This window comes from Stenotrophomonas sp. STEN031, from assembly GCF_056759975.1.
Genome location: NZ_JBRREA010000014.1, coordinates 73,362 through 99,141 on the forward strand (window position 1 = coordinate 73,362; position 25,780 = coordinate 99,141).

Here is a 25,780-nt window from a genome sequence, read left to right on the forward strand (position 1 = left end):
GCCATGCGATGCGTCCTTGTCCTGTGTGTCGCGCTGGTGGCCGCTTGCGGCGAGCAGCCGGCCGACCACCTTGCCGATGCCTTGGCCGCTGATCCCGTGCGGCTCAAGGCATTGCGCGCGCAATGCGCGGCCGACCGGCAGGCCACGGGCGAGGACGCTTGCCGCGCCGCTGCCGAAGCCTTCCGGCGGCGCTTCTTCTCCGGCCAGGCTGAGCCGGATGAATACCAGACCTTGGCCGACCTGCCGCCGATCCCGCCGAGCTTCGAGGAGCCGGCCGATGGCGTGGCTCCCGCAATGCCACCCGAACCGGAGGACACGCCATGAATGACGTGACCATCATCGACCAGTTCCTCAACACCTTCGCCGCCTATATCGACTCGGGTTTCGGGCTGCTGCGGGGCGAAGTGGCGTTCCTCACGGCTACGCTGATCGTCATCGACATGACGATCGCTGGACTGTATTGGGCCATGAGCCACGCCACCGGCCAAGGCGAGGACGTGATCGCCAAGCTGCTGCGCAAAGTGCTGTACGTCGGCGCCTTCGCCTACATCATCAACAACTTCAACTGGCTGGCGAGCATCGTCTTCCGCTCGTTCGCGGGATTGGGCATCACCGCCACCGGCTCTGCCATCACGATGGAGAACTTCTTGCAGCCTGGCCGGTTGGCGAAAACCGGCCTTGACGCGGGCGGGCCGATCTTCCTCCAGCTCGACGACATGATGGGATTTCCCGAGGTGTTCTTGAACCTCGATGCCATCTTGGTGCTGTTCCTCGCCTGGCTGGTCGTGGTGCTGTGCTTCTTCGTGCTGGCGATCCAGCTTTTCATCACGCTCATCGAGTTCAAGCTGACAACCCTCGCGGGCTTCGTGCTGGTGCCGTTCGCGCTTTGGAACAAGACCTCGTTCCTGGCCGAAAAGGTCTTGGGCAACGTGGTGGCCTCCGGCGTCAAGGTGTTGGTGCTGGCCGTGATCGTCGGTATCGGCTCGGGCCTGTTCACTCAGTTCCAAGTCCACCCCGATGAGCCGTCGCTCGACCACGCACTGGTCATCATGCTGGCCTCGCTCACTTTGCTGGCGCTGGGGATCTTCGGCCCTGGTATCGCCACGGGCCTAGTGTCCGGTGCGCCGCAGCTCGGCGCGGGCGCGATGGCAGGCGCTGCCATCGGTGCGGCCGGGACGGCGGTAGCTGTCGGTGCTGCCGCGACGGGTGTAGGCGGTGCCGTAGCCGCTGGCGCACGTATGGCACCGGCTGCCGCCAAGCTGGCCGGCGCTGGTGCGCGTGCGGCCACGTCGGCGGCTGGCAGTGCGAAATCGGCGTTCCAGGCCGGCTCCGCCGCCGCAGGCGGTGGTGCGAAAGGCGCAATGGCGGGCCTGGGCAACGTCGCCAAGACCGGCGCGCAGGCAGCCGAACGAGGCGCGGCATCCCGCGCCTCCGCTGCCGGGCAACGCATGGCCGCTCCCTTCCGCGCTGGCTGGAATGGCGCTGCTGCCGATGGCGGCGCGGCATCCGGTCAGGGTGGCGCAGGCGAGGCCACAGCCGGCGCGGCTACCGCCCAGAAGCAGGAACAGCCCGCTTGGGCCAAACGCCTGCACCGCCGCCAGCAACTCACCCATGCCGCGACCACCACCGCCCACACGCTACGCGGTGGCGATGGCGGCGGCTCCGGCCAGGGGCCGAGCCTGCGCGATTCCGATTCATAAGGAGAACTGACCATGCGATTCAAGAAACCGCAGGTGCGCTATGCCGACACGCCGCAGCCTGCCACGCCGTACCAAGCTGCCGGCCAGGTGTGGGACGAGCGCATCGGCTTGCCGCGCGTGCAGGCGAAGAACTGGCGCCTGATGGCCTTCGGCTGCCTAACGCTTGCGCTGCTGATGGCCGGCGGCCTGGTGTGGCGCTCGGCGCAATCCATCGTGACGCCCTACGTCGTGGAGGTGGACAACGCGGGCCAGGTACGCGCCGTGGGCGAAGCCGCCACGCCATACCGGCCCAACGATGCGCAGACCGCGCACCACATCGCGCGCTTCGTGACGCTGGTGCGCTCGCTGTCCATCGACCCCATCGTCGTCCGCCAGAACTGGCTCGACGCCTACGACTACACAACCGACAAGGGCGCGGCCGTGCTCAACGACTACGCACGGGTCAACGACCCGTTCGCGCGTATCGGCAAGGAGTCGGTAACGGTGCAGATCACCAGCGTCGTGCGCGCCAGCGACACGTCTTTCAACGTGCGCTGGACGGAACGCCGCTACGTCAACGGCGCCGCGGCGGGCTTGGAGCGGTGGACGGCCGTGGTGTCCATCGTGCTCCAGCCGCCGCGCACCGAAGAACGCTTGCGCAAGAACCCCCTGGGCATCTACGTCAACGGCCTGTCGTGGAGCCGCGAACTGGATTCTTCCGAAGGAGCCAAGCCATGAATGATCTTCTCCGTAAATCCGCCTTGCCGGTGATCCTGCTTGCCCTGGCGGGCTGCGCTACGCAGGGCAAGCCACCGCCGACCATCTCGCTCGATGAGCCGGTGCAGGCCCAGCCGCTACCCGAGCCATCCGCGCCGGTGGAGGTGGTGGCCGTGCCCGAGGTTCTGCCGATGCCGGCGCAGTTGAAGCCATTGCCCGAAGCCGAGGACGCCAAGCCCACGCCGGAGCCAGCCGACGAGAAGGTGCGCGTCTCACGGGCCAATGCCGAGGCGCGCGTCGCACCCACGCGCGAGGGATACGTCAACGCGATTCAGGTGTGGCCGTTCACCGATGGCGCGCTCTACCAAGTCTATGCAGCCGTGGGCCGCGTGACCGTGATTTCGCTCCAGCCGGGCGAGGAGCTGGTGACGGTGGCCGCTGGTGATACTGTGCGCTGGATCGTGGGCGATACGTCCAGCGGCAGCGGTGCCGACCTGCGCGTCAATGTGCTGGTCAAGCCGATCCGCTCGGGCCTCAAGACAAATCTCGTCATCACCACCAACCGCAGGACGTACCTGCTGGAGTTGGCTTCGACGGAAAAGACGTGGATGGCGTCGGCGTCCTGGGAGTATCCGCGCGACCGGATGCTGGCCTTGCAGCGCCGGGCGCAGGCGGCCAGCGCAGCCGCGCCGGTGGATTCCGGCTTGTCCTTGGAGAACCTGCGCTTCCGCTACGCGGTCAGCGGCAGTAATCCGTCGTGGAAGCCGCTGCGCGCCTTCGACGACGGTGCGAAGGTCTATATCCAGTTCCCCGTCGGCATCGCGCAAGGCGAGCTGCCGCCGCTGTTCGTGATCGGGCCGGAAGGCGACGGGCAACTGGTCAACTACCGTTTCCGCTCGCCGTATTACATCGTGGATCGGCTGTTCGGCGCGGCCGAACTTCGCCTGGGCGGAGACAAGGGCGACGTGGTGCGGATTGAGCGCACGGACGGCGTTGCGCGGAGGAACTGACCATGAGCCAGGACGACACCCCCGACCTTGCCACGCCGCAGGCGGGCAAGGTCGCGCCCGAAGCGGTGGCGCTGCGCGCCCAGCCGCGCCCGGTCACGCGCCTGAACCGGCGCACGCTGGCCATCCTTGTCGGCGGCCTGTCGGTCGCCGTGCTCGCGGCCACGATCTGGTCGCTGCAACCGCAGCGGCGCGGCACCAACGAGCAGACCGAGCTTTACAACGTCGATCGCGTCTCGAAGTCCGAAGGGCTGGATGCGCTGCCGACGGACTACTCGAAGCTGCCACCAGCCTTGCCGCCCGGTGTGCCCGAGCTGGGGCCGCCGTTGCCCGGCGACCTTGGCCCGGCCATCGTCGCTTCGCAGCAGCCGGTGACGCCGGGCTATTCGCCGCCAGGCCATGATCCCGAAGATGCCTTGCGTAAGGAGGCGGACGCGGCTGCGGCCTCGTCGGTGTTCTTCCGCTCGGGCGGCCAAGGGCAGACCGCCGCCACGGTCGCGCAGGCAGCGCCGGGGGCTGCAAGCACGCTTGCGGCCTTCGATCCGCTCGCTGCTGGGCCTGCCTCAACGGCGGCCCAGCCCGCCGACCCGACCGCCGTGCAGAACCGGCAAGACCAGAAAGAGGCGTTCCTGAAAGCCGGTTCTACGGAAACCCGCAATTCCGGGAATCTGGCGCTGCCCGCGTCGCCGTATCAGGTGATGGCCGGAACGGTGATCGCCGGTGCGCTAGTGACAGGCATCAAGTCGGACTTGCCGGGCGACGTGATCGGCACTGTGACGGAGCCGGTCTATGACACAGCCACCGGCAAGTTCCTGCTGATTCCGCAGGGGGCGCGCATCCTCGGGCGCTACAACAGCCAGGTCGGCTACGGACAGAGCCGCGTACAGGTGGTGTGGAACCGGATCATCCTGCCCGACACGTCCTCGCTGACGCTGGACAACCTTGTCGGCACCGACCCGGCCGGCTACGCGGGCTTGGAGGATGACGTGGACTGGCACTGGAACCGCATCTTTGCCGGTGCGGTGCTGACGACGCTGCTGGGCGTCGGCGCAGAACTGGCCGCGCCAGAGAACCGCCAGGACGGCAACCGCATCGTCATCGCCGGACGTGACAGCGCCCAGGACAGCATCAATCAGGTCGGCCAGGAAATCACCCGGCGCAACATGAACATCCAACCGACGCTGACCGAGCGGCCGGGCCTGCCGGTGCGGATCATCGTTAACCGGGATCTAGTGCTGCGGCCCTACCAGCCGCTGTTCTTCAATCGGGGAGCTTCGCAATGAACGCGACCAAGAAACTGCGGCTTGGGCCGCTGCCCAAGACCGAGAACGTCAAGCTTACCTTCGCGTGCCCGGCCAGCCTGAAAGCCGACCTCGACCGCTACGCCGCACTGCACGCGCAGGCGTATGGCGAGGCGGTCGATGCAGAGAAGTTGATCCCGCACATGCTGGAGGCGTTCATTGCCGGCGACCGGGGATTCAGGAAGGGAGGCGCGAGCAGGCCCGCACCGCCGAAGCCGAGCTGACAATGCACGGATACTTTGCCGACGCACCCTCGAACGCGCAGCCCAACGCTGCGCGTTCTTCGTTCTGGAGCGCCGCGACCGATTGGGCTATGATGGCCGAGCAAGCCTGCCGTCTGCTGGCAATCGCCCCGACGCAGTACGCTCCGGCTTTCTACCGCGACGCTCTTATGTGGCTCCTAGCCCACAAAGCCGCAGCCCCGCAAAGCGGCCCGAAGTAGAGCTAAACCCGTGTCCTGTATAAGCTTTCAAGCCCCCAGCGATTTTCACTGAGGGCTTGACACAGGCACTTTTTTGTGTCGGGTATTTCTGCGACTGCGCCGGTTCAGTCCCTATAATCACGCGGGCTTCGAGGGGGGCGCATGGCGTACGGGTTACCGCGCAAGATCAGAAAGGCATTCATCGTGCAGGCGCTGCTGGCGAGTCTGGCCGTGTTGCTTGGCGGCTACCTGATGGCGCTGGTGGTCAAGTACGGCCTGATCAACGCGGTCCTGCAGGGCGAGGCAGAGTATTACTGGCAGCAGAGCGCCCAGAGCGCGGATCCGGCGCCTCCCAACACACTGCGTATCCGCGGCTATCTGCAGTCTGCCGGGCAGTCCGATGCGATGATTCCCGAGCCGTTGCGGCGGCTTCCGCCGGGTTTCCACGAATTGGAAACCTCCGACCAACTGGTACTGGTGGACCAGCAGGCGGCGGGGCGCCTGTACCTGGTGTTCCAGCGATCCCCCGCGCACCGCGCCGCGGTCTGGGCGGGGGTGCTGCTGATACTGCTGGCCATCCATGCGGCGTCATGGTTGACCTACCGCTCCTCATCACGGCTGGTGTCGCCGATAAGTTGGCTGGCACGCAGGGTGTCCCTGTGGGACCCGCGTCATCCCGATGCCAACGAGCTGGCGCCCGAACGGCTGCCACCGGAAGTGCAGGGTGAAACCCGGCAGCTGGCATTGGCGCTGCATGGCATGGCCGGCAAGGTCGCCGACCACGTGGCCCGTGAGCGCAACTTCACCCGTGACGCCAGTCATGAACTGCGTACACCGCTGACCGTGATCCGCATGGCCAGCGACATGGCCTTGGCCGATTCGGGCCTGACCCCGCGTTTGCAGCGCAGCCTGCAGCGCATCCAGCGTGCCGGTCGCGACATGGAGGCGGTGATCGATGCCTTCCTGTTGCTGGCCCGGGAGGTGGATGTGGAGCCGCAGTCGGAGCTGTTCGATGTTGGCGAGGTGGTGCGTTACGAGGCGGCCAATGCCGAAGAACTGCTGCAGGGAAAGCCGGTCCAGCTGCGGGTTGTGGTTGAAGGCAACCCGATGCTGATGGCACCACCGCGCGTGATGCACGTGGTGGTGGCCAATCTGTTGCGCAATGCCTGCCTTTACACCGACGTAGGTGAGGTGGAGGTGCGGGTGACGCCCGGACAGGTGGTTGTCCGCGATACCGGTATCGGCATGAGCCGCGACGCCGTGGCGCGGATATTCGAACCCTTCTACCGGGCTGAGGGCGGTCGTCAGCAGGGCGTGGGGCTGGGCTTGCCGATCGTGCGGCGCCTGTGTGAGCGTTGCGGCTGGCGGATCGAACTGGACAGCCATGAGGGGCAGGGCACCACCGCGACCCTCCTGTATCGCTGAGGGCTGCGTTCGCGTCAGCGCCGGTAAGCAGTGGCCAGATGTGGCAAAATTGGCAGCTAATCTCACGCTACCGGTGTCATTTCCATGAGCGGTTGTTCAGGCTTCAAGCTTCTGCGCGGCCGCGATGCGGCAACTGCCAAGGTGTCGCATGGCTGACCAGATCGGGCATATGCCGCGGGGCCCCGGTCGCATTCTCAAGGCTGCCAAGTGGTCCTGGCAGGGGCTTTGCGCGGCATGGATGCATGAGTCCTCGTTCCGGCTGGAAGTCTGCCTGTTCGTGGTGCTGGCACCGTTGGCCCTCTGGCTGGGCCAGAGTCCGGTGGAGCAGGTGCTGCTGATCGGCTCGATGTTGCTGGTGATCGCCATGGAACTGGCCAACTCGGCCATCGAGGCGGTGATCGAGCGTTACGGACCCGAGTACCACGTGCTGGCGGGCCGCGCCAAGGACATGGGCTCGGCGGCGGTGTTCGTGCTGATGATGAACGTGCTGCTGTGCTGGGGCCTGATCCTGCTGCCGCGCGTTTTCTGACAAGTCAGCCGCCGGGTGGCGCTGATGCAATGGTTTTATTGAAGGATTGATCGCATGTCTCTTGAGTTCCTAGCCGACCCCAACGTTTGGGTCACCCTGTTCATGCTCAGCGCACTGGAAATCGTGCTCGGTATCGACAACCTGGTCTTCATCTCCATTGCGGTCGGGCGCCTGCCCGAGGAGAAGCGCCCGCTGGCCCGTCGCGTCGGCATTGCGGTCGCCTGCATCACCCGCATCCTGCTGCTGATCTCGCTGGCCTACCTGGCCCACATGGAGAACAACCTGTTCAATGTGGCTGGCATGGGCATTTCGATCCGTGACCTGGTGTTGATCGTGGGCGGCCTGTTCCTGCTCTACAAGGGTGCCAAGGAAGTCCGCGAGCTGGTCACCGGCGGCGAAGATGCCGACCCGACCACGACCAAGGTGGCTGCTTCGTTCGGCATGGTGATCGCGCAGATCGCGGTGATCGACATCGTATTCTCGCTGGACTCGGTGATCACCGCCGTCGGCATCGCCTCGCACGTCCCGGTCATGGTCTGTGCGGTGCTGCTGTCGGTAGCGGTGATGCTGCTGGCGGCCAACCCGCTGGGCCGTTTCATTGATGCCAACCCGACCGTGAAGCTGCTGGCGCTGGCCTTCATCCTGATGGTGGGTGCGGTGCTGGTGCTGGATGGTCTGGACGTGCATGTGCCCAAGCCCTACATCTACGCGGCGATGGGTTTCTCGATCCTGGTGGAGTGGCTGAACCTGCTGATGCGGCGCAATGCCAAGGCCCACCACGTGCCGGGTTCGGACAACTGGTAAGCGTCTGATCGGCCGGCATCGCCGGCCGGGAACCTGACCTGAAAGGGCCGGCATTGCCGGCCGTTTTGTTTTTTGTGGGAGCGGCGTCAGCCGTGAAGCCGGTGCAGCTGTAGGTGCGGGGATGCCTGCAATCTGAAGGGTGGTCAGCTTCGCGGCTGCCGCCGCTCCCACAACAGCCTCGCTCGGGGGCTTTGACCCGCCACCCGGTCTTTGCAAACCTTGAACAGGCAACGTGGCATGCTCGGCGCTCCAGCCATCCAGGGTCCGACCCATGCGCCAGTACCTTCGCCTGATGTTGCTTGTCATCGCGGTGATTTCCATTTCCGGCTGTGGCTACAACGCCATCCAGCAGAAGGACGAGGCGGTCAAGGCCGGCTGGTCCGAGGTGGTCAACCAGTACAAGCGCCGTGCCGACCTGATCCCCAACCTGGTCAATACCGTGCAGGGCTATGCCCAGCAGGAGCGCCAGGTGCTGACCGAGGTCACCAATGCCCGCGCCAGGGTGGGGCAGATCCAGGTCAATGCCGACGATGCCGATTCGCTCAAGCAGTTCCAGCAGGCCCAGGGCGAACTGGGCAGCGCGCTGTCGCGGCTGCTGGTGGTCAGCGAGAACTACCCGACGCTGAAGTCGGACCAGAACTTCCGCGACCTGCAGGCGCAGCTGGAAGGCACCGAGAACCGCATCACCGTCGCCCGTGGCCGCTATATCCAGCTGGTGCAGGACTACAACACCTACATCCGCTCGTTCCCGCAGGTGATCACCGCCAAGATGTTCGGCTATGCGGCCAAGCCCAACTTCACCGTCGACAACGAGGCGCAGATCGCGCAGCCGCCGGCGGTGAACTTCGGTACCCAGCCGGCTGCGCCGCAGCAGACGCCGCCGCAGCCCGCACCGGCACAGTGAGCCGCGCGCGATGAGCGCGTTGCTGCAACGGTTCGGCCTGCTGCTGTGCCTGCTCGGCCTGGGCTGGGCAGGCCCGGTGTCGGCCCAGCAGCTGGCGCCGATCCCGCCGCTGGACTCGCCAGTGGTCGATACCACCGGCACCCTCGATGCGGCGCAGAAGCAGGCGCTGGAGCAGCAGGCTATTGCCCTGCAGCAGCGCAAGGGCGCACAGCTGCAGGTACTGATCGTGCCGACCACCCAGCCCGAGGACATTGCCCAGTACAGCACCCGTGTGTTCGACCAGTGGGCGATTGGCCGCAAGGGCGTGGATGACGGCGTGCTGCTGCTGGTGGCCAAGGATGACCGGCGGGTGCGGATCGAGCCCGGTTATGGACTGGAAGGCGCCATTCCCGACGCCATCGCCAACCGGGTGATCCAGGAATACCTGGTGCCGCATTTCCGCCAGAACGACTATGCAGGGGGCATCACCGCCGCCAGCGGCGTGCTGGTCAAGATCATTGATGGCGAGGAACTACCGGCGCCGGTCAGCAGCAACCACGGCGATCGGAATGGAGGCGCCAGTGGTGACTTTATTTTCTTTGTGGCAATTGCGATCGCCATGGTGGTGTCGCTTGTCATGCGTGTGTTGATGTTCAAGTCATCGCGGTTGGCGCGGGTTTTCGTGTCAGGCCTGGTTGCAGGTGGCATTGCGTGGATGCTGGTGTCTCTTCTTGGTGGTGGCGTCGCTGCCGTAGCTGCGGTGTTGATTTCGCTGGGGAATGCTAGTTCCGGTGGGTATGCTGGCGGAGGCGGCTTCGGTGGTGGCGGTGGCTTTGGCGGAGGCGGTGGAGGCTTCGGCGGTGGTGGCGGTTGGGGCGGTGGGGGTGGACGTTCGGGAGGCGGTGGCGCCTCGGGGAGCTGGTGATGCGCTGGTTACGACATTTCTTTGCTCCCTCCGCGCATGCCGCATTCCCGGAGGCCAGCCTGGACCGGATCGCCCACGCCATTGCCGACGGCGAGCGCCTGCACAGCGGCCAGGTGATGTTCGCGGTCGAGTCCGACCTGCCGCTTGCCCTGTTGTGGAAGAACACCAGCGCCCGTGCCCGTGCCGAGCACGCCTTCGCGCTGCTGCGTACCTGGGACACCGAGGCCAATAACGGCGTGTTGATCTATCTGCTGCTGGCCGACCATGCCATCGAGATCGTCGCCGACCGTGGCCTGCAGGCGCGGGTGGATGCCGCGCAATGGCGGCTGATCTGCGACCATCTGCGCGAGCAGCTGAACGGAAATACGCGCGAGGAAGCCGTGCTGGCGGCGGTGGCGGAGGTCTCACAGCTGCTGTCGGCGCACTTTCCGCCCGATCCGGCGGGGCGTGTGCGCAATGAGCTACCTGACCACCCGCAGGTGTTCGGCTGAACCATGGGTTGAGTGGCAAGGGCTGCTACCCCGAGAATAGGGACTGGTTCGCCTGACAGTGCCCACATGCTCTTTCTTCATGACATAGACCCCATCGCTTTCTCGCTGGGTCCGATCGATGTGCACTGGTACGGTGTCATGTACCTGCTGGGCTTTGCCGCCGCCTGGTGGCTGGGCCGCTCGCGCATCCTCGCCGGGCGCTTGCCGGGCGTGGACATGAACGGATTCTCCGACCTGCTGTTCTACGCGATGCTGGGCGTGGTGCTGGGCGGACGCATCGGCTACATGCTGTTCTACGCAACCGCCGACTTCCTCGCCAATCCGCTGATCCTGCTGCGGGTCTGGGAAGGTGGCATGAGTTTCCATGGTGGCCTGCTCGGCGTACTGATCGCCGGCTGGTGGTGGACGCGCAAGCACAAGCTGCACTTTTTCGACACCATCGACTTCGTTGCACCGCTGGTGCCGCTGGGCCTGGGCTTTGGTCGGCTGGGCAACTTCATTGGTGGCGAGCTGTACGGCAAGTTCACCAATGCCGGCTGGGGCGTGATCTTCCCGCATTCGCCGCTGAAGGACGTTCCGGCCGGATTGCCGGCGATGGAGCAGCTGCTGTCCGCTGCGCAGATCCAGCAGGACTATGCCGCTGGCCTGCTCACCCAGTACGCGCGTCATCCCTCGCAGTTGTATGAAGCACTGCTGGAAGGTCTGGTGATGTTCCTGGTGCTGTGGTTCTACTCGATGAAACCGCGCCCGCGTTATGCCGTGTCCGGCTTGTTCGCGCTGCTGTATGGGTGTTTCCGCTTCCTGGTCGAGTTCGTGCGCATGCCCGACAACGGCGTGTACGTCGCGTTTGATTGGTTGACCCGTGGCCAGATCCTGAGCCTGCCGTTGATCGTGCTGGGCCTGGTGTTGCTGGCAATGTCGCGCCGCGCGCCGGTGTTGCAGCCGGTGCTTCCACTGGAAGAGAAGAAGGCATGAAGCAATATCTGGATCTGCTGCAGCATGTGATGGAGCACGGCACCGAGAAGTCCGACCGCACCGGCACCGGCACGCGCAGCGTGTTTGGCTGGCAGATGCGCTTCGATCTCAGCCAGGGCTTCCCGCTGGTCACCACCAAGAAGCTGCACCTGCGCTCGATCATCCACGAGCTGCTGTGGTTCCTGAAGGGCGATACCAATATCGGCTACCTGAAGGACAACAAGGTCAACATCTGGGACGAATGGGCTGATGCCAACGGCGACCTCGGCCCGGTCTACGGCAAGCAGTGGCGCAGCTGGGCCACCGCCGATGGCCGCGAGATCGACCAGATGCAATGGCTGGTGGACGAGATCAAGCGCAATCCGGATTCGCGCAGGCTGGTGGTCAGCGCCTGGAACGTGGGCGAGTTGTCGCAGATGGCGCTGATGCCCTGCCATAACCTGTTCCAGTTCTATGTGGTGGACGGCAAGCTCAGCTGCCAGCTGTACCAGCGCAGCGGCGACATCTTTCTCGGCGTACCGTTCAACATCGCCAGCTATGCCTTGCTGACGCATATGGTGGCGCAGGCGACCGGACTGGGCGTCGGCGATTTCGTGCACACGCTGGGCGACGCGCACATTTATTCCAACCACTACGAGCAGGCACGCGAGCAGCTGTCGCGCGAACCGCGCGCGCTGCCCACGCTGTGGTTGAACCCGGCGGTGACCGACCTGTTCGGCTTCCAGTTCGACGACATCCGCATCGACGGCTACGACCCACATCCGGCAATCAAGGCGCCGGTGGCGGTGTGATGTTTCAGCAAGGGAGATCTGCCATGCGACGGATCGCATTGCTCTTTGCAGTTCTGGTGGTTGCGGTACAGGCGCCGGCGTTGGCCAAAAAATTGGCCAAGCAGACACCTTCCGAACAAAACTCAGCCATCTTCGTGCAGCTCATCAAGCCGGTTCTGCAGAAGTCATTGGTGGAAGAACTGCTGGGCGAAGTGGAAGTCGCTTCGTTGGCGTATGCCCCGCCAGGATGGGAGGATCAATGTGTTCAGATCCGGCCGGCGTTGAATGAGCTCATGCAAGGCCAACTACGTCCATGGGCACAAGAAATGGTGGACGGCAAGGCGTTGGAAGCCGGGATCAATTCGGCATTGCAGGAGCAACTGACAGCGGCTGAAAGGCTCCTGGTCATCACCGCAATGGATGGTGGCAACCTGGTGTTGGCCACGTATCTTGTGGTCAACCACAAGGGGTTGGCCGAGCGCATGGCGGGATTGGTGGACGCGCAGATGGAAGTGGCCAAGCCCGGCTATCTTCAGATCATGGATACGCCGGCGAGCGCCGAGTTCAAGCAGGTTGTTGAAACCTGCAGAACCCATTTGGCTTCGTCTGAGGTGGAATTGTGAAGCTTTCCATGATCGCTGCACTGGATCGCAATCATGGCATTGGCCATGACAACGCGATGCCCTGGCATCTGCCGGATGACTTCAAGCACTTCAAGGCGCTGACCTTGGGCAAGCCGATCCTGATGGGGCGCAAGACCGCCGAATCGCTGGGTCGTGCGCTGCCGGGGCGGACCAATCTGGTGTTGACCCGCAGTGGCCAGGTGCCGTTTGCCGGCATGCGTGCGGTGGCTTCGTTGGATGAGGCGCGGGCGATTGCGGCGGGCGAGGGTGCCGACGAGTTGTGCGTGATTGGTGGTGGTGAGATCTATCGGCTGTTGCTGGATCAGGCCACCGATCTGCACCTGACCTGGGTGGATACCGAAGTGAACGCCGATACGCATTTTCCGGACGTGGATCCGGCGCTGTGGCGGGAGGTGGAGAACCTGGCGCATGCCGCGGATGAGCGGCATGCGTTTGCATTCCGGTTCGTGCATTACGTGCGGTGCTGAGTTGTTTTGAGGTCAACAGCTAAAGGCTACGAAGCTACCCCTCCCCACCCTCCCCTTGGCTATGCCAAAGGGAGGGGGTAACAGCCTTGGCTGCGCGAAATGGTGCAGCCGGCGAGATCAGCTCCCTCCCTTTGGCGCAGCCAAGGGGAGGGTTGGGGAGGGGTAGCTCTTTGCCCTTTGCACAAGGCTTCCAGAGCCTCGCAAGAGAGCCCATCACCCCGGCATCCGGTAATGCCCGATGATCGTGTGCCGGAACAACAGATCCTGCTCCTGCGTGCCCTGTGCGATGTTGTGCAGCACCAGCGGGGTGCCATCATCCAGCCGCCGGTCAGAAACGATGCCTACGTGCAGTAGCCCGTTGCCATTGAGCTTCCACGCAACGATGTCGCCGGCGGCGTAGTCATCGGCGAGGGTAGTTATCGGTAGCTCCCAGCCCTGGCGCTGGAACCAGCGCATCTGGTTGGGCACGCGGCGGTGGTCGATGTTCCGATCCGGTCGCGACAGTCCCCATAGCGACGGATAGGCGGGGAAATCCCCGCGCATGTCCTCGTTGATGCGCTGCTGCAGGTCAACACCTTGCGTGCGCAGGGCGCGGATCACCACATCGGTGCAGACACCGCGATCCAGCGGCGGATCGCCACCGGGATAGCCGAGGGAAAAATAGGCCGGATCGTAGCGGGTGGTGACACCGATCTGCGCTCGTGCAGCTGCCACCAGCGGGGGCGAAGTTGCAGCAGGCGTGGATTCGGTTGCTGCCTGCGACGGCGGGCTGGTCTGCGTGTCATCCGTCTGCGGACGACAGCCGGCAAGCACTGCGATGACCATCAGCACCAACGCTGATGGCCAAGGCCTCATGCAGCCGGTCCGTTGTTGTCTGGCGCAGGCGTGCTGTTGCTGCCGTTGTTGTTGCCATTGCCGTTGCGCCCACGCGGACGATGGCGGCGCGGCCGGCGGCGCTGTTCACCGCTGCGCTCGGGGCGGGGCGCTTCGCTGCGCGTTTCGGATTTGGCTTCGGGTTTGGCTTCCGGCTTGGCCTCCACGCGCGGCTTGCGCGGCGGATGCTGGCCGGGCACCGCGGCCGGCACGTCACGGCCCGGCACCTGCACGACGCGCAGGTCTTCGCTGTCCAGCTGCAGTGCGGTGAGCTTGCCACCCCAGACCGCACCGGTATCGATGGCATGCACGCCCTGGGTGATGGTCAGGCCCAGCGCCGACCAATGGCCGCAGACCATCTTCAGCTCACGCTCGACCCGCCCGGGCACTTCAAACCAGGGGTACATGCCCTGCGGCTGGGTACCCGGCGTGCCCTTGTCTTCCATGCCGATGCGCCCGCTTGGCGTGCAGTAACGCATGCGGGTGAAGATGTTGATGATGGCGCGCGAGCGGTCGTAGCCGCTCAGGCCCGGCGACCACGCCGGCTTGTCGCCGTACATGTTGCGAAACAGCTTGCGGTAGCCATTGCCATGCAGCTGCTGCTCGACTTCGCGCGCGTGCTTTTCGGCCAATGCCACGGTCCATTTCGGCGCCAGCCCGGCGTGGAACATCATCCAGCCCAGCTCACGGTCCACGTGCGCCAGCTTCTGCATGCGCAGCCAGTCCAACAGCACGTCGCGGTCCTCGGCCAACACGATGCGTTGCAGGTCCGGGTTGACCTTGCGCTGCTCCTCTTCACTGCGGGCGCCAATGGCCAGCAGGGACAGATCGTGGTTGCCGAGCACGGTGACACTGTGCTCGCGCAGTGAATGCACAAGCCGCAGGGTTTCCAGCGACTGGCCGCCGCGGTTGACCAGGTCTCCAGCGAACCACAGTTTGTCTGCGGCCGGGTCGAAGTTGATCTTTTCCAGCAAACGCTGGGTGACGTCGTAACAGCCCTGCAGATCGCCGATTGCCCAGGTCGCCATCAGTGCAGCGTCCTGGGAATGGCAAGCACGAACGGCGCGATCGTCGCGGCGAATTCGGTGCCGTCGTCGGCCAGCATGTCGTAATGACCCTGCATGGTGCCGTGCTCGGTGCCCAGCATCACCCCGGAGGTGTAGCGGAACTCCTCGCCGGGGCGCAGGCGCGGTTGCTCGCCGACCACGCCCTCACCATCGACATGCTCGACCCGGCCTTCGCCGTCGGTGATGCGCCAGTGGCGGCTGATCAGGCGGGCCGGGACGGTGCCACGGTTGTGGATGCGGATCGTGTAGGCGAACGCAAAGCGGCCGTCTTCAGGGGCCGACTGGTCGTCGATGAAACGAGGCGAGACCTCGATCTCGATCGCGTAGTGGCGGTTGTCTTCCATGGGAGGAGTGTAAGCAAAAGCAGGTGATCGGTTTGCGTGTATGCAGCGCTTATTCGTGCGGCAGGTTGGCAAGCCTGATGAAATCGGCAACTTCCAGCTGCTCGGCGCGGGCATCGCTGCGCACGCCGGCGGCTTCGAACTGGGCCTGGTCGATGACCCCGTTGAGGGCGTTGCGCAGGGTTTTGCGGCGCTGGCCGAAGGCGGCGCGGACCACGTCGGCAAAGCGTTTGCGGTCGTTGATGCCGACCGTGGCCGGATCGCGCGGCAGCAGCCGGACCACGGCCGAATCCACCTTCGGTGGCGGCCGGAACGCGCCCGGCGGCACCACGAACAGCGACCTGACCTCGCAGAACGCCTGCAGCATCACGCTCAGGCGGCCGTAGACCTTGCTGCCGGGGCCGGCCGCCATGCGGTCGACCACTTCCTTCTGCAGCATGAAGGTCATGTCCGAGATCGCCGCAGCGTGGTCCAGCGCGTGGAACAGGATGGGCGAGGAAATGTTGTAGGGCAGGTTGCCGACCAGGCGGATCTTGTCGCCTGCAGCCAGTTCGGTGAAATCGACCCGCAGCACGTCGCTGTGGACGATGGTCAGCTCGCCCAGCGGCGCGGCGGCCTCGGTCAAGGGCACGATCAGGTCACGGTCGAACTCGATGACGGTCAGCCTGGGGTGGCGGCGCAGCAGCGGGAAGGTGATCGCGCCCTGGCCCGGGCCGATCTCGACCAGGCGGTCGCCGTCCTTCGGGTCGACCGCCATGACGATCTTCTCGACGTAATACTTGTCCGCCAGGAAGTGCTGGCCCAGCTGTTTCTTGGCCGGGGCAGTGAAGCCGCTGCGCGGGGAGTGATCTGAATTCATGCGGTGATTTTACGTTGTGCAGCCAGCCGGGCGCACAGCTCGGTGGCGGCAAACAGGCTGGAGGGATCGGCCACGCCCTTGCCGGCGAGGTCCAGGGCGGTGCCATGGTCGACCGCCACGCGCGGGTAGGGCAGGCCCAGGGTGATGTTGGTGGCCTGCTCGAAGCCGCTGTACTTGAGCACCGGCAGGCCCTGGTCGTGGTACATCGCCAGCACCGTGTCGAAACCGGCCAATTTGGCCGGCAGGAAGGCGGTATCGGCCGGCAGCGGACCGATCAGCTGCATGCCTTCAGCACGCAGCTGTTCCAGCAGCGGGATGATCAGGTCCAGCTCCTCACGGCCCAGGTGACCGTCTTCGCCGGCATGCGGGTTCAGGCCGAGCACGGCGATGCGTGGTGCAGCCAGGCCGAAGTCGCGGCGCAGGGCGGCGTGGGTGGTACGGATGACCCTGCTCAGGCTGTCGGCGCTGATGGCGTCGGCGACGTCGCGCAGCGGCAGGTGGGTGGTGGCCAGGGCCACGCGCACGATGTCGTTGGCCAGCATCATCACCACCTCCACACCGGCCTGTTGGGCCAGCAGCTCGGTGGTGCCGCTATAGGCGATGCCGCCCAGGTTGATCACCGCCTTGTGCACCGGGCCGGTGACCACGCCGTCGAGGCTGCCGTCCAGGCAGGCCTGGCCGGCGCCGAGCAGGGCGTCGATCACCGCACGTGCATTGCGCGGGTCGGCCTGGCCGAACTGCGAGGGGGTGGCGTTGCGGACTTCGCGCAGGCGCAGGTCGCCGGGGCGCTGGGCGTCGGCGTGTTCGGGCAGCAACTGCAATGGCAGGTTCAGCGCGCGGGCGGCGGCCTGCAGGGTATCCGGGTCCGCAAACGCCAACAGCCGGCAGTCACTGCGCGGCTGTTGGGCAAGGCGGATGCAAAGTTCCGGGCCGATCCCGGAGGGCTCGCCCGGAACCAGAGCGAGCTGGGGAATCATCGGTCAGGGCTTGGCAGGTTCTGCGGGCGTGGTTGCCGTATCGGCATTGCCCTCGGCACGGTCGCCGCTGCGGAAGCTGACATAGGCTTCGCCGCGCAGCTCCTGCAGGAACCGGTTGTACTCGTCGTCCAACTTGCGACGGCCGATCTGCTCACGGATCTGGGCGCGCTTGTTGTTGTCGCTGACGTCGGTCTGGCGGCTGCCTACGCGCTGCACGATATGCCAGCCGGCATCGGTGCGGAACGGAGTGCCCACGCCGTTGTCGGCCAGGCTTTCGACCTGCTTGCCGAAGTCCGGGCCAAACGCATCGGCCGGGAACCAGCCCAGGTCACCGCCCTGGCCACGGCTGTTGGCGTCGTCGGACGACTCCTTGGCCACGGTCTGGAAGTCGGCGCCGCCCGCGATGCGTGCACGCAGGGTCTCGATCTTGGCCTTGGCAGCAGCGTCGTCGACCTGGTCGGTGACGCGCACCAGGATGTGACGGGCATGGTATTCGGTGACCTTCTGGCCACTGTCGCCAGCGTTGGCGTCACGCGTTTCCACCAGCTTGAGCAGCTGGAAGCCGCTCGGGCCGCGGATCGGGCCCAGCACGTCGCCGGCCTTCATGTTCTTGATCTGGTTGGCAAAGGCGTTGGGGATTTCGTCGACGCTGCGCCAGCCCAGGTCACCGCCTTCCAAGGCGTTGGGGCTGTCCGAATAGCGTACGGCCGCCGCCGCGAAATCCAGTTCACCCTTGTCGAGCAGGCCCTTGACGCCGTCGACCTTGCTCTGGCCGGTGGCAATCTGCTCGGCCGTGGCGCCCTCAGGCAGGGCGATCAGGATGTGCGCCAGGTGGAACTGGGCGCCACCGGCATTCTGCTGGGCCAGCGCGGCATCCACTTCGCCTTCGCTGACGCTGATGCGGCTCTGCGCAAAGCTCTGGCGCAGGCGCTGGGTGATGATTTCCTCGCGCACCGAATTGCGGAAGTCCTGGAAGCCGATGCCGTCCTGGCTCAGGCGCTGGCGCAGACCGTCAACGGTGGTGCCGTTCTGCTGGGCAATGCTGCCGATGGCGTGGTTGAGCTCTTCGTCGCTGACGCGGATGCCGCTGCCTTCGGCGCGGGCCACCTGCAGCTTGACCAGTACCAGGCGTTCCAGCACCTGGCGCTCCAGTACCGACTCGGGCGGCAGCTGGGCTTCGCGCCCGGCGTACTGTCCCTTGATGTTGGCAACCGCACGCTGCAGTTCGCTCTGCAGGATCACGCCCTCGTCGACGATGGCGGCAATGCGATCCAGCGGCTGCGTCTGCTGTGCAACAGCCGGGGCGGCAACGCCGGAGAACGCCAGCAAGGTGGCGAGGACTGCAGGAAGGGTCTTGGTCATGGAATCTGGTTGGGATCGTAGTCGTCGTCGTTCGCTTCGATATTGCTCGGCGGAACGAGGTAGAGGTCGTCTCGGTTGTAGCCGAGAATAGCACGGCGCAAGGTGCGGTCCGTGTCCTGTCCGACCGAGCTCAGGCCCTTGAGCACGAACTCGATCTGGAACGAATTGTTGAGGTCACCCTCGCGGTTTCTGACGTAGCGGCGGGCCAGCGCACGCACGGCCAGGCAGCAACTGTCCCATTGCACGCCACCGATGATTTCCAGCGGCTTGCTGTCGAGCATGGAGTAGTAATAGCGGCCGACGATGCTCCAGCGCGGGTTGATCGGGTACAGGAAGGAGAAATCCGCCTGCTTGAGCTGTTCCTGGCCGGTGGTCGGGTTGCCGCGGTAGCGGTAGCTCAGGTTGATCACGCCGTCGTCGGGCAGCAGGTAGCGTGCGCGCACGCTGGCCAGGTCTTCCTTGCGGAACTTGGGATTCCACTGGTAGGTGCTGCCGAGGGTCCAGCGGTCGGTCAGCGCCCAGTTGACGTCGGCGACCCAGGCGGACTTGCTTTCGCTCACCACCGGGTCACCGGGGTTGACGGTGACCATGGAGTCGTCGAAATAGCTGATCTGGCCAATGCTGGCCGACAGCTTCTCGCGGCCATCGGCCTGCCGGATCAGGCGCGTGGTCAGCGCCGTGGTCAGCTGGTTGGCATCGTTCTGGCGGTCGGCGCCGGTGAAGCGCGAATCGCGGAACAGCTGGCCCCAGCTGAAGGTGAAGGCGCGGGTGTCGAACAGCGGCAGGTCCGACTGGTCGCGGTAGGGCGTGTTCAGGTAGAACAGCCGCGGTTCCAGCGTATGCAGATAGGACTTGCCGCCCAGCGTGGTCTCACGGTCGAAGAACAGGCCCATGTCGATGCTGGTGATGGGCATGCTGCGGTTGGGCGAGGTGTTGCCGCGGCGCTGCTCCGGGGTGGCGGTGGCCGGGTCGATGCCGGCTGCGCGCAACTGCTGGGCGCGGATGTCATCGGCCAGGCCACGCTCCAGGTCATAGGCGGTATAGCGCCAGGCCAGGGTAGGGGTGATGTACCAGGCAGCGCCGCCCAACGGCATCGACACGTAAGGCTTGATGTCGAGGCGGGAACCGCCAGGCATGGCCCTGGACAGCCCATTGCGGGTGTAGTCCTGGTCGGCGCCATTCTTGAAGTGGATGTCGTCGTGGGTGAAGCGTACTGCTTCGGCATACACGCCCGCCTCGAACCAGCGGCCGAAGCTCTCGTCCCAGGTGGCGAACAGGCGCGGTTGGCGGCTGTAGGGCAGGGAGGATTCGGTCAGCGTGTAGTCGGTCAGCTGCCACTCGTCGGCCATGATGCCGGCGGTCCATGCGCGGCCGGTGCCGTACAGGCCTGCGGTGCTCTGCAGATTGGAGGCGGTGATGCCGTTCAGGCGGTTGGCAAAGTCCTCGACGTAGCGCTCATCGCTGACCCAGGCCATATTGGCGCGGGCCTGCCAGTGCCTGTTGACGTTGTGGTAGCCGTTGAAGGCCACGGTGCCACGGTCGCGGTCACGCAGCGAGTCGTTGGGCAGATACGCGGTATCCAGTTGGCCGCGGCCACCGGAATACAGATAGCGGAATTCGTTGTCGAGCATGAGCCCGCGCCTGCTCATGTAGCGCGGGGTCAGGGTGTCGTCGTAGTTGGGCGCCAGATTGAAGTAGATCGGCTGCGCGTAATCAACGCCGTTGCGCCCGGACATGCTGATCTTGGGATAGAGCAGGCCGGTCATGCGGCGGTCGTCGATCGGGAACTTGAAGTAGGGCGCGTACAGCACCGGCACCTTGCCGATGCGCAATACCGCATTGCGGGCGGTGCCAAAGCCTTCTTCGTTGTCGACATCGATCTGCGGTGCCACCAGTTTCCACACGGGCTGCGAGGGATCGCAGGTGGTGTAGCTGGAATGGTGCATCTGCCCGGTCGAGCCCTGCAGGTCGACCGAGTCGGCCGAGCCATTGCCGCGGCGGGAAACCAGCTGGTAACGGATATCGCTGATCTTGTGTGAATCCGTTTCCTGGTTGCCTTCGGCGCGCTCGGCGACCATCCGGATCGACGAATCCGAATAACGGACATTGCCTTCGGCAATGTAGTTGCCGGTTTCGGTGTCCATGCGCAGGCTGTCGGCGCCCATGAACTGGTCGCCACGCTTGAGCAGCACATTGCCCTGGTACTGCGGCACGGTGCTGGTGCCGGTCAGCTCGTTGCCTTCGATATCGGTCGGCAGCTGCTCGCGGTTGGCTGCGGCAGCCGGGTCGACCGGCGGCGCTTCGTCGAAGGCCGGCAAGGTGTCGGTGGCCGGGCACAGGCCCCAGTTCACCGGCTTCTCGTCGGCCCAGGCGGGCAGGCAGATGGCAATGCCCAAGGGCAGGGGAAGCAGGCGGAGAGCTCGGCGCACGCGGTTCGCATTCGGGGGAAAACGGTCGCTAGCTTGCCGCATCGCCTGCATGGGGGCAATGAAAGGCTGCCGGATGGGCCGGGCAGGGTTCATCCATCAACGGCTTGCGAGCAGTTCCTCGACGTGGGCCACGCTGCATTCGCGCAGCGCCTGCAGGTCGTAGCCCCCCTCCAGCATCGACACCACGCGGCCGCTGCCGTGGCGCTCGGCGAGCCTGACCAGTTCGGCGGTCAGCCAGCCGAAGTCCTCGGTCTCGACCATCAGGTCGGCTTGCGGGTCACGCATATGGGCGTCGAAACCGGCCGAGATGAACAGCAGCTGTGGCCGGAATGCCTCGATCTGCGGCAGCATCTCGTCGGCCCAGGTATTGCGGAAGCGGAAGCCGCCACTGCCCGGCGGCAGCAGGATGTTGCAGATGTTGCCGACCCCGCGTTCGCGCATGTTGCCCGAGAACGGGAACAGGCCGGATTGGTGGGTGCTGTAGTAGGCGACCTTGGGGTCGGCCTCGAAGATGGCCTGGGTGCCGTTGCCGTGGTGGACGTCGAAATCGACGATGGCGATGCGCTCCAGGCCGTACTTGTCGCGGGCGTAGGCCGCGGCCACGGCGATGTTGTTGAACAGGCAGAAGCCCATCGCGGTATCGGCGGTCGCGTGGTGGCCGGGCGGGCGTACCGCACAGAACACATGGGTGTTGCCGTCCTCGAGCATCACCGCGTCGACCGCTGCAACGCCGGCACCGGCTGCATGCAGGGCTGCGCTGGCCGAACCGGGGGAACTGAAGGTGTCCAGGTCGATACGCCGCAGCGGCGCGGTCTGCACCTGCAGCACCGAATCGATCAGCTCGCGGCTATGCACCCGGGCCAGTTCGCCGAGCTTGGCGGGCGGGGCATTGCGCCATTCCAGTTGGTCCGGGAACGCGGCGCGCAGGGCGGAAATGACGGCGTGCAGACGCTCGGGCGACTCGGGGTGGTCGATACCGGGGTCATGTTCAAGGCAGGCGGGGTGGGTGAATACCAGCATGGCCGCACTGTAACCGGCGACGCCGCGCGGTGCGCGGCGTCGTATGGGAGGGGAGGATCAGCCGTGACGGCGTTCGTGGTTCCACAGTACTTCGCCATGGCCACCGGCCCTGGCAAGTACGCGGGACAGCACGAACAGCAGGTCGGAGAGGCGGTTCAGATAACGCACGGCCTCGGCGCGGATATCTTCGACCCGCGCCAGTGCGACCGTCTCACGCTCGGCACGACGGACGATGGTACGCGCGAGGTGGCAGCGCGCAGCACCTTCGCCCCCGGCCGGCAGGATGAAATCCTTCAGCGGCGGCAGGTCGTCGTTGTAGCGGTCCAGGTGCTGCTCCAGCGCGTCGATGTCGGCGGCGTGGATGGCGGCATGGCCGGGGATGCACAGCTCGCCGCCCAGGTCGAACAGCTGGTGCTGGATGGTGGTCAGCAGATCGCGCACGTCCTGTGGCAGCTCCACCGCCAGCAGCACGCCGATGGCCGAATTGGCCTCGTCGACGGTGCCGTAGGCGTTGACCCGCAGCGAATCCTTGCCGGTGCGGCTGCCATCGCCCAGGCCGGTGCTGCCATCGTCACCGGTGCGGGTGTAGATCTTGGAGAGGCGGTTACCCATTGCCTGGCGCGCCCTTAGTGGGCAACGCGGCCGGCGGCCGGCTGCTTGCTGGTAGCTTCAACGGCAAGCTGCACCAGTGCGGCGGCACCGACGTACATGGCAGCGGTCTGCATGTAGGGCAGCAGCCAGTCGCTGTAGTTCTTGGCCCAGCCGGCAACGCTCGGCTCAGCCACCGAGGCGCTGATCCAATAGAAGCTGCCCTGGGCGATCAGGTGGCACAGGGCGACAGAACCGATCACGCTGGCGGCCAGCAGGCCCAGCGACTTGAGGCTGGCGCCTGTGTAGTAACGACGCAGCAGCATGCCGCCGGCCCACATCGCGAAATAGGCCGGGATCAACATCCAGTAGGCGGCCGAGACACAGTAGTGCTGCCAGAAGCTCATGCCCTGGTTGGAGATCACCACCCAGTCAACCACCACGGCCAGACCCATCAGCAAGGGGAAGGCCCAGCGGGTCCAGTTGCGCAGGTAGAAACCACCGATGAAGAACACCGCCCAGGACGCATCCGGCACCGGCGCGAAGTGGTTGAGGCGGGTGCCGGCCATCAGCAGCACGAGCAGGGACAGGATGATGGCGCGTTGGACGTTGGCGGTCATGGTGGCGGTTTCCGTTAATCAGACGGCCATTCTAGCCGTAGTGGGGGTGAACCGGCGGTTGCGCTGCGGCAAGACTGGCGTAGCCGTGCCAGTGATCCCCCGTATCATTGGCCCATGAGCAAGAACCATGACGTAGTGATCGTCGGTGGCGGGCTGGTCGGTGCCAGCCTGGCCATCGCACTGGACAGGCTGGGACTGGACGTTGGCCTGGTCGAGGCGACCCCGGCCGGCACCATGCCGGCGGTGTTCGACCAGCGCAACCTCAGCTTTGCCGCAGCTACGGTCAACGCCCTGACCGCGCTGGGGGTTATGCAGAAGCTGGCCAATCCGGGTGGCCCGATCCGCCGCATCCATGTCAGCCGCGCCGGCGATTTCGGCCGGGTGGTGATGCAGGCCAGCGACTATGGCCGCGAGGCCTTCGGCCAGGTGGTGGTGGCGCGCGACTTTGGTGAGGCGCTGGAAGCCCGGCTGGGTGAACTGCAGCACCTGACCCGCTACCGCCCGGCGCGCTTCCTTGGCCTGGGGGACAGCAACGATGGCCGTCGCCAACTGGTCATCGGCGATGCGTCTGGCGAGCAGCAGCTGCAGGCGCGGCTGGTGGTGGGGGCCGACGGCACCCGCAGCGCGGTGCGGCAGGCGATGGGCATCGCGGTCAGCGAACACGATTACGAGCAGACCCTGTTCGTGGCGCGGCTGCGCGCGGCCAAGGCGCCGGACGGCACTGCCTATGAGCGCTTCACCGATACCGGCCCGACCGCGCTGCTGCCGCGTGGCGACCGCCATTACGGTGTGGTCCACGGCGTGGCCCGCGCCCAGGCCGATGCGGTAATGGCGCTGGACGAGGCGGCATGGCTGGCGCGGCTGCAGGATGCGGTGGGCTGGCGTGCCGGGCGCCTGCTGGAAAGCGGCCCGCGCAGCGCCTACCCGCTGATCCAGGTGCTGGCGCAGCAACTGGTGGGCGAGCGCGCGCTGTTGCTGGGCAATGCCGCGCAGACCATCCACCCCTTGGGCGCGCAGGGCTTCAACCTGGGGTTGCGCGATGCGCTGACCTTGGCCGAATTGATAGAGGACGGCGCGCAGGACCCGGGCAGCGATGCCCTGTTGCAGGCCTATGTGGCCCGCCGTGGCCCCGACCGTGAGCAGACTCTGGCCTTCTCCGACGGCCTGGCGCGCTTGACCAGCAACGAGGCAGCGCTGATGCGGCCGCTGCGCAGTCTGGGCCTGGTCGCGGCAGCACAGGCCTCCGCAGTGCAGTCCTTCCTGGTGGGCGGGGCGATGGGCTTCCGTGGCCAGGTGCCCGAGCTGTGCAGGAGCGAAGTGCGATGAGCCGGCGCGGACAATGGGATGCGGTGATCGTGGGTGGCGGCGTGGTCGGCGCGGCCTGTGCGCTGGCGCTGGCCCAGGAAGGCCTGCAGGTGGCATTGATAGAAGGCCGCGAGCCGCCGCCGTGGTCAGCGCTGAAGCCGGACCTGCGCGTGTTCGCCTTTGCCGCTGACAATGCCGCCCTGCTGGAATCGCTGGGCGTGTGGAAGCAGGTGGACCAGACCCGTGCACGCGCCTATCGACGCATGCGGGTCTGGGACGCCGCCGGTGGCGGTGACCTGACCTTCGATGCCGACACCCTGGGCCGCCGCGAACTGGGCTGGATCGTCGAGAACGGCCTGCTGGTGGACCGCCTGTGGGCGGCGCTGCCGGCGGCGGGCGTGCAGCTGTATTGCCCGGCACGGGTGGGGGCGATGGAGCAGGATGCGCAGGGCGTGCGCCTACGCCTGGACGATGGCCGCCGCATCGAAGCGACGATCGCCATTGCCGCCGATGGCGCCGAATCCACCCTGCGCACGCTGGCAGGGTTGGAGGTCAGCCGCCACGACTATGGCCAGCGCGGCGTGGTTGCCTACGTGGATAGTGCGCTGCCGAACGAGGACACCGCCTGGCAGCGTTTCCTCGACACCGGCCCACTGGCGGTGCTGCCGTTCGACCGCCACCGTAGCTCCATTGTCTGGACCTTGCCGGATGCCGAAGCCGAACGGGTGCTCGCTCTGGATGAGGACAGCTTCAATCGCGAGCTGACCAATGCCTTTGCCGGGCGTTTGGGTGAGATGCGTTTGGTGTCGGCGCGCGCGGCGTTCCCGCTGCGCCGGCAGTTGGCCAGCGCCTATGTGGCTGGGCGCGTGTTGACCCTGGGCGATGCCGCGCACGTGGTGCATCCACTGGCCGGGCAGGGCGTGAACCTGGGGCTGCGTGATGTCGCCGGCCTGCGTGATCTTGTGCGCGAAGCCAGGCAGCGTCGGCAGGACTGGAGCTCGCCACATCGCCTGCAGCGCTGGGCGCGTACCCGGCGCAGCGAGAACACGGTGGCCGCTTACAGCTTCGATGCGATCAACAAGGTGTTCTCCAACGATGAGATGCACCTGACCCTGGCACGCGGTGCGCTATTGGGCCTGGCGGGAAAAATGCCGCCATTGATGTCCATGTTCTGGAAGCGCGCCTCCGGCCTGTAGGCAATGTAGTGCCGAGCCATGCTCGGCAGAGGCGTTACCAGCAATGCCACTGTAGTGCCGAGCCATGCTCGGCAGAGGTTCTATCGGTAATGCCCAGCCGAGCAT

General features: G+C 65.8%; 28 protein-coding genes. 18 read left to right on the forward strand and 10 right to left on the reverse strand.

Annotated features, from left to right (window positions below; all coding sequences use genetic code 11):
• Window positions 1-3: 3 nt before the first annotated feature.
• The 16 genes from ACVOLQ_RS08905 to ACVOLQ_RS08980 all read left to right on the forward strand — a co-directional run bounded on the left by ACVOLQ_RS08905 (window position 4) and on the right by ACVOLQ_RS08980 (window position 13,038).
• Window positions 4-324, forward strand: a complete 321-nt coding sequence (locus ACVOLQ_RS08905) for a hypothetical protein (RefSeq protein ID WP_023093966.1) — start codon at window positions 4-6, stop codon at window positions 322-324.
• A complete protein-coding gene (gene trbL / locus ACVOLQ_RS08910) occupies window positions 321-1,700 on the forward strand; it encodes a P-type conjugative transfer protein TrbL (protein ID WP_023093967.1) in 1,380 nt (459 codons plus the stop codon). Before ACVOLQ_RS08905 ends, trbL begins: the two co-directional genes overlap by 4 nt.
• 12 nt (window positions 1,701-1,712) lie before the next feature.
• A complete protein-coding gene (gene trbF / locus ACVOLQ_RS08915; protein WP_023093968.1) occupies window positions 1,713-2,417 on the forward strand; it encodes a conjugal transfer protein TrbF in 705 nt (234 codons plus the stop codon).
• A complete protein-coding gene (trbG, locus tag ACVOLQ_RS08920) occupies window positions 2,414-3,406 on the forward strand; it encodes a P-type conjugative transfer protein TrbG (RefSeq protein ID WP_023093969.1) in 993 nt (330 codons plus the stop codon). Before trbF ends, trbG begins: the two co-directional genes overlap by 4 nt.
• Before the next feature lie 2 nt (window positions 3,407-3,408).
• Complete coding sequence (locus ACVOLQ_RS08925) at window positions 3,409-4,686, forward strand: TraB/TrbI/VirB10 family type IV secretion system protein (RefSeq protein ID WP_023093970.1); 1,278 nt, start codon at window positions 3,409-3,411, stop codon at window positions 4,684-4,686.
• Window positions 4,683-4,928 (forward strand): DUF2274 domain-containing protein, encoded by a 246-nt coding sequence (locus tag ACVOLQ_RS08930; protein ID WP_023093971.1) that lies wholly within the window; start codon window positions 4,683-4,685, stop codon window positions 4,926-4,928. The genes ACVOLQ_RS08925 and ACVOLQ_RS08930 overlap by 4 nt, the downstream gene beginning before the upstream one ends.
• Before the next feature lie 359 nt (window positions 4,929-5,287).
• Window positions 5,288-6,550 carry a sensor histidine kinase gene (locus ACVOLQ_RS08935; protein WP_481527731.1) on the forward strand — a complete coding sequence of 421 codons (1,263 nt, stop codon included), beginning with the start codon at window positions 5,288-5,290 and terminating at the stop codon, window positions 6,548-6,550.
• Between the two features lie 148 nt (window positions 6,551-6,698).
• Window positions 6,699-7,079, forward strand: coding sequence for a diacylglycerol kinase (locus tag ACVOLQ_RS08940; RefSeq protein WP_313173430.1), 381 nt, complete (start codon window positions 6,699-6,701; stop codon window positions 7,077-7,079).
• A 54-nt stretch (window positions 7,080-7,133) separates the two neighbouring features.
• Window positions 7,134-7,883, forward strand: coding sequence for a TerC family protein (locus ACVOLQ_RS08945; protein WP_313173431.1), 750 nt, complete (start codon window positions 7,134-7,136; stop codon window positions 7,881-7,883).
• 271 nt (window positions 7,884-8,154) lie between these two features.
• Window positions 8,155-8,787, forward strand: coding sequence for a LemA family protein (locus ACVOLQ_RS08950; RefSeq protein WP_313173432.1), 633 nt, complete (start codon window positions 8,155-8,157; stop codon window positions 8,785-8,787).
• Window positions 8,788-8,797: 10 nt separating this feature from the next.
• Window positions 8,798-9,691 (forward strand): TPM domain-containing protein, encoded by an 894-nt coding sequence (locus tag ACVOLQ_RS08955; protein ID WP_481527732.1) that lies wholly within the window; start codon window positions 8,798-8,800, stop codon window positions 9,689-9,691.
• Window positions 9,691-10,182, forward strand: a complete 492-nt coding sequence (locus ACVOLQ_RS08960; RefSeq protein ID WP_313173434.1) for a TPM domain-containing protein — start codon at window positions 9,691-9,693, stop codon at window positions 10,180-10,182. Before ACVOLQ_RS08955 ends, ACVOLQ_RS08960 begins: the two co-directional genes overlap by 1 nt.
• Before the next feature lie 66 nt (window positions 10,183-10,248).
• Complete coding sequence (gene lgt, locus ACVOLQ_RS08965) at window positions 10,249-11,157, forward strand: prolipoprotein diacylglyceryl transferase (protein ID WP_313173435.1); 909 nt, start codon at window positions 10,249-10,251, stop codon at window positions 11,155-11,157.
• The gene (locus ACVOLQ_RS08970) at window positions 11,154-11,948 is read left to right on the forward strand and encodes a thymidylate synthase (RefSeq protein ID WP_481527733.1); all 795 of its coding nucleotides are present in this window, start codon (window positions 11,154-11,156) and stop codon (window positions 11,946-11,948) included. Before lgt ends, ACVOLQ_RS08970 begins: the two co-directional genes overlap by 4 nt.
• Window positions 11,949-11,971: 23 nt before the next feature.
• Entirely contained in the window at window positions 11,972-12,550 is a 579-nt protein-coding gene (locus tag ACVOLQ_RS08975) for a hypothetical protein (protein ID WP_481527734.1), read from the forward strand.
• On the forward strand, window positions 12,547-13,038 hold the full coding sequence (locus tag ACVOLQ_RS08980) for a dihydrofolate reductase (protein ID WP_313173438.1): 492 nt from the start codon (window positions 12,547-12,549) through the stop codon (window positions 13,036-13,038). Before ACVOLQ_RS08975 ends, ACVOLQ_RS08980 begins: the two co-directional genes overlap by 4 nt.
• Before the next feature lie 213 nt (window positions 13,039-13,251).
• Here ACVOLQ_RS08980 and ACVOLQ_RS08985 read toward each other — a convergent pair whose 3' ends face one another.
• From ACVOLQ_RS08985 to ACVOLQ_RS09030, 10 genes are all read right to left on the reverse strand, one after another.
• Complete coding sequence (locus ACVOLQ_RS08985) at window positions 13,252-13,893, reverse strand: DUF1287 domain-containing protein (protein WP_481527735.1); 642 nt, start codon at window positions 13,891-13,893, stop codon at window positions 13,252-13,254.
• Window positions 13,890-14,939, reverse strand: a complete 1,050-nt coding sequence (locus tag ACVOLQ_RS08990; protein ID WP_481527736.1) for a symmetrical bis(5'-nucleosyl)-tetraphosphatase — start codon at window positions 14,937-14,939, stop codon at window positions 13,890-13,892. The genes ACVOLQ_RS08985 and ACVOLQ_RS08990 overlap by 4 nt, the downstream gene beginning before the upstream one ends.
• Entirely contained in the window at window positions 14,939-15,322 is a 384-nt protein-coding gene (gene apaG, locus ACVOLQ_RS08995) for a Co2+/Mg2+ efflux protein ApaG (RefSeq protein WP_313173441.1), read from the reverse strand. The genes ACVOLQ_RS08990 and apaG overlap by 1 nt, the downstream gene beginning before the upstream one ends.
• Window positions 15,323-15,371: 49 nt before the next feature.
• Window positions 15,372-16,178 carry a 16S rRNA (adenine(1518)-N(6)/adenine(1519)-N(6))-dimethyltransferase RsmA gene (gene rsmA / locus ACVOLQ_RS09000; protein WP_313173442.1) on the reverse strand — a complete coding sequence of 269 codons (807 nt, stop codon included), beginning with the start codon at window positions 16,176-16,178 and terminating at the stop codon, window positions 15,372-15,374.
• A complete protein-coding gene (pdxA, locus tag ACVOLQ_RS09005; protein WP_481527737.1) occupies window positions 16,175-17,155 on the reverse strand; it encodes a 4-hydroxythreonine-4-phosphate dehydrogenase PdxA in 981 nt (326 codons plus the stop codon). Before pdxA ends, rsmA begins: the two co-directional genes overlap by 4 nt.
• Before the next feature lie 3 nt (window positions 17,156-17,158).
• Entirely contained in the window at window positions 17,159-18,517 is a 1,359-nt protein-coding gene (locus ACVOLQ_RS09010) for a peptidylprolyl isomerase (RefSeq protein ID WP_481527738.1), read from the reverse strand.
• Entirely contained in the window at window positions 18,514-20,946 is a 2,433-nt protein-coding gene (gene lptD / locus ACVOLQ_RS09015; protein WP_481527739.1) for an LPS-assembly protein LptD, read from the reverse strand. Before lptD ends, ACVOLQ_RS09010 begins: the two co-directional genes overlap by 4 nt.
• Window positions 20,947-21,042: 96 nt before the next feature.
• A complete protein-coding gene (locus tag ACVOLQ_RS09020; protein ID WP_481527740.1) occupies window positions 21,043-21,966 on the reverse strand; it encodes a histone deacetylase family protein in 924 nt (307 codons plus the stop codon).
• Window positions 21,967-22,023: 57 nt separating this feature from the next.
• Window positions 22,024-22,578 (reverse strand): cob(I)yrinic acid a,c-diamide adenosyltransferase, encoded by a 555-nt coding sequence (locus tag ACVOLQ_RS09025; protein ID WP_293715297.1) that lies wholly within the window; start codon window positions 22,576-22,578, stop codon window positions 22,024-22,026.
• A 14-nt stretch (window positions 22,579-22,592) separates the two neighbouring features.
• Entirely contained in the window at window positions 22,593-23,174 is a 582-nt protein-coding gene (locus ACVOLQ_RS09030) for a hypothetical protein (RefSeq protein ID WP_313173448.1), read from the reverse strand.
• A 114-nt stretch (window positions 23,175-23,288) separates the two neighbouring features.
• Between ACVOLQ_RS09030 and ubiH the strand changes: the two genes are divergently transcribed.
• Window positions 23,289-24,500: a 2-octaprenyl-6-methoxyphenyl hydroxylase gene (gene ubiH / locus ACVOLQ_RS09035; protein WP_481527741.1), complete on the forward strand. Its 1,212-nt coding sequence runs from the start codon at window positions 23,289-23,291 to the stop codon at window positions 24,498-24,500.
• The gene (locus ACVOLQ_RS09040; RefSeq protein ID WP_481527742.1) at window positions 24,497-25,675 is read left to right on the forward strand and encodes a UbiH/UbiF family hydroxylase; all 1,179 of its coding nucleotides are present in this window, start codon (window positions 24,497-24,499) and stop codon (window positions 25,673-25,675) included. The genes ubiH and ACVOLQ_RS09040 overlap by 4 nt, the downstream gene beginning before the upstream one ends.
• Window positions 25,676-25,780 lie beyond the last annotated feature (105 nt).

Bases quoted from the DNA above. Each gene is read 5' to 3' on its own strand.
- ACVOLQ_RS08955 (WP_481527732.1), top strand. From the start codon at position 8,798: ATGAGCGCGTTGCTGCAACGGTTCGGCCTGCTGCTGTGCCTGCTCGGC.
- ACVOLQ_RS09040 (WP_481527742.1), top strand. From the start codon at position 24,497: ATGAGCCGGCGCGGACAATGGGATGCGGTGATCGTGGGTGGCGGCGTG.
- ACVOLQ_RS08990 (WP_481527736.1), bottom strand. From the start codon at position 14,939: ATGGCGACCTGGGCAATCGGCGATCTGCAGGGCTGTTACGACGTCACC.
- ACVOLQ_RS08950 (WP_313173432.1), top strand. From the start codon at position 8,155: ATGCGCCAGTACCTTCGCCTGATGTTGCTTGTCATCGCGGTGATTTCC.
- ACVOLQ_RS09030 (WP_313173448.1), bottom strand. From the start codon at position 23,174: ATGACCGCCAACGTCCAACGCGCCATCATCCTGTCCCTGCTCGTGCTG.
- ACVOLQ_RS08930 (WP_023093971.1), top strand. From the start codon at position 4,683: ATGAACGCGACCAAGAAACTGCGGCTTGGGCCGCTGCCCAAGACCGAG.
- ACVOLQ_RS08970 (WP_481527733.1), top strand. From the start codon at position 11,154: ATGAAGCAATATCTGGATCTGCTGCAGCATGTGATGGAGCACGGCACC.
- ACVOLQ_RS09020 (WP_481527740.1), bottom strand. From the start codon at position 21,966: ATGCTGGTATTCACCCACCCCGCCTGCCTTGAACATGACCCCGGTATC.
- trbG (WP_023093969.1), top strand. From the start codon at position 2,414: ATGAATGATCTTCTCCGTAAATCCGCCTTGCCGGTGATCCTGCTTGCC.
- ACVOLQ_RS09025 (WP_293715297.1), bottom strand. From the start codon at position 22,578: ATGGGTAACCGCCTCTCCAAGATCTACACCCGCACCGGTGACGATGGC.
- ACVOLQ_RS08985 (WP_481527735.1), bottom strand. From the start codon at position 13,893: ATGAGGCCTTGGCCATCAGCGTTGGTGCTGATGGTCATCGCAGTGCTT.
- ACVOLQ_RS08975 (WP_481527734.1), top strand. From the start codon at position 11,972: ATGCGACGGATCGCATTGCTCTTTGCAGTTCTGGTGGTTGCGGTACAG.
- ACVOLQ_RS09010 (WP_481527738.1), bottom strand. From the start codon at position 18,517: ATGACCAAGACCCTTCCTGCAGTCCTCGCCACCTTGCTGGCGTTCTCC.
- ACVOLQ_RS08925 (WP_023093970.1), top strand. From the start codon at position 3,409: ATGAGCCAGGACGACACCCCCGACCTTGCCACGCCGCAGGCGGGCAAG.
- trbL (WP_023093967.1), top strand. From the start codon at position 321: ATGAATGACGTGACCATCATCGACCAGTTCCTCAACACCTTCGCCGCC.
- trbF (WP_023093968.1), top strand. From the start codon at position 1,713: ATGCGATTCAAGAAACCGCAGGTGCGCTATGCCGACACGCCGCAGCCT.
- ACVOLQ_RS08940 (WP_313173430.1), top strand. From the start codon at position 6,699: ATGGCTGACCAGATCGGGCATATGCCGCGGGGCCCCGGTCGCATTCTC.
- ubiH (WP_481527741.1), top strand. From the start codon at position 23,289: ATGAGCAAGAACCATGACGTAGTGATCGTCGGTGGCGGGCTGGTCGGT.
- apaG (WP_313173441.1), bottom strand. From the start codon at position 15,322: ATGGAAGACAACCGCCACTACGCGATCGAGATCGAGGTCTCGCCTCGT.
- rsmA (WP_313173442.1), bottom strand. From the start codon at position 16,178: ATGAATTCAGATCACTCCCCGCGCAGCGGCTTCACTGCCCCGGCCAAG.
- ACVOLQ_RS08935 (WP_481527731.1), top strand. From the start codon at position 5,288: ATGGCGTACGGGTTACCGCGCAAGATCAGAAAGGCATTCATCGTGCAG.
- ACVOLQ_RS08905 (WP_023093966.1), top strand. From the start codon at position 4: ATGCGATGCGTCCTTGTCCTGTGTGTCGCGCTGGTGGCCGCTTGCGGC.
- lgt (WP_313173435.1), top strand. From the start codon at position 10,249: ATGCTCTTTCTTCATGACATAGACCCCATCGCTTTCTCGCTGGGTCCG.
- ACVOLQ_RS08960 (WP_313173434.1), top strand. From the start codon at position 9,691: ATGCGCTGGTTACGACATTTCTTTGCTCCCTCCGCGCATGCCGCATTC.
- pdxA (WP_481527737.1), bottom strand. From the start codon at position 17,155: ATGATTCCCCAGCTCGCTCTGGTTCCGGGCGAGCCCTCCGGGATCGGC.
- ACVOLQ_RS08945 (WP_313173431.1), top strand. From the start codon at position 7,134: ATGTCTCTTGAGTTCCTAGCCGACCCCAACGTTTGGGTCACCCTGTTC.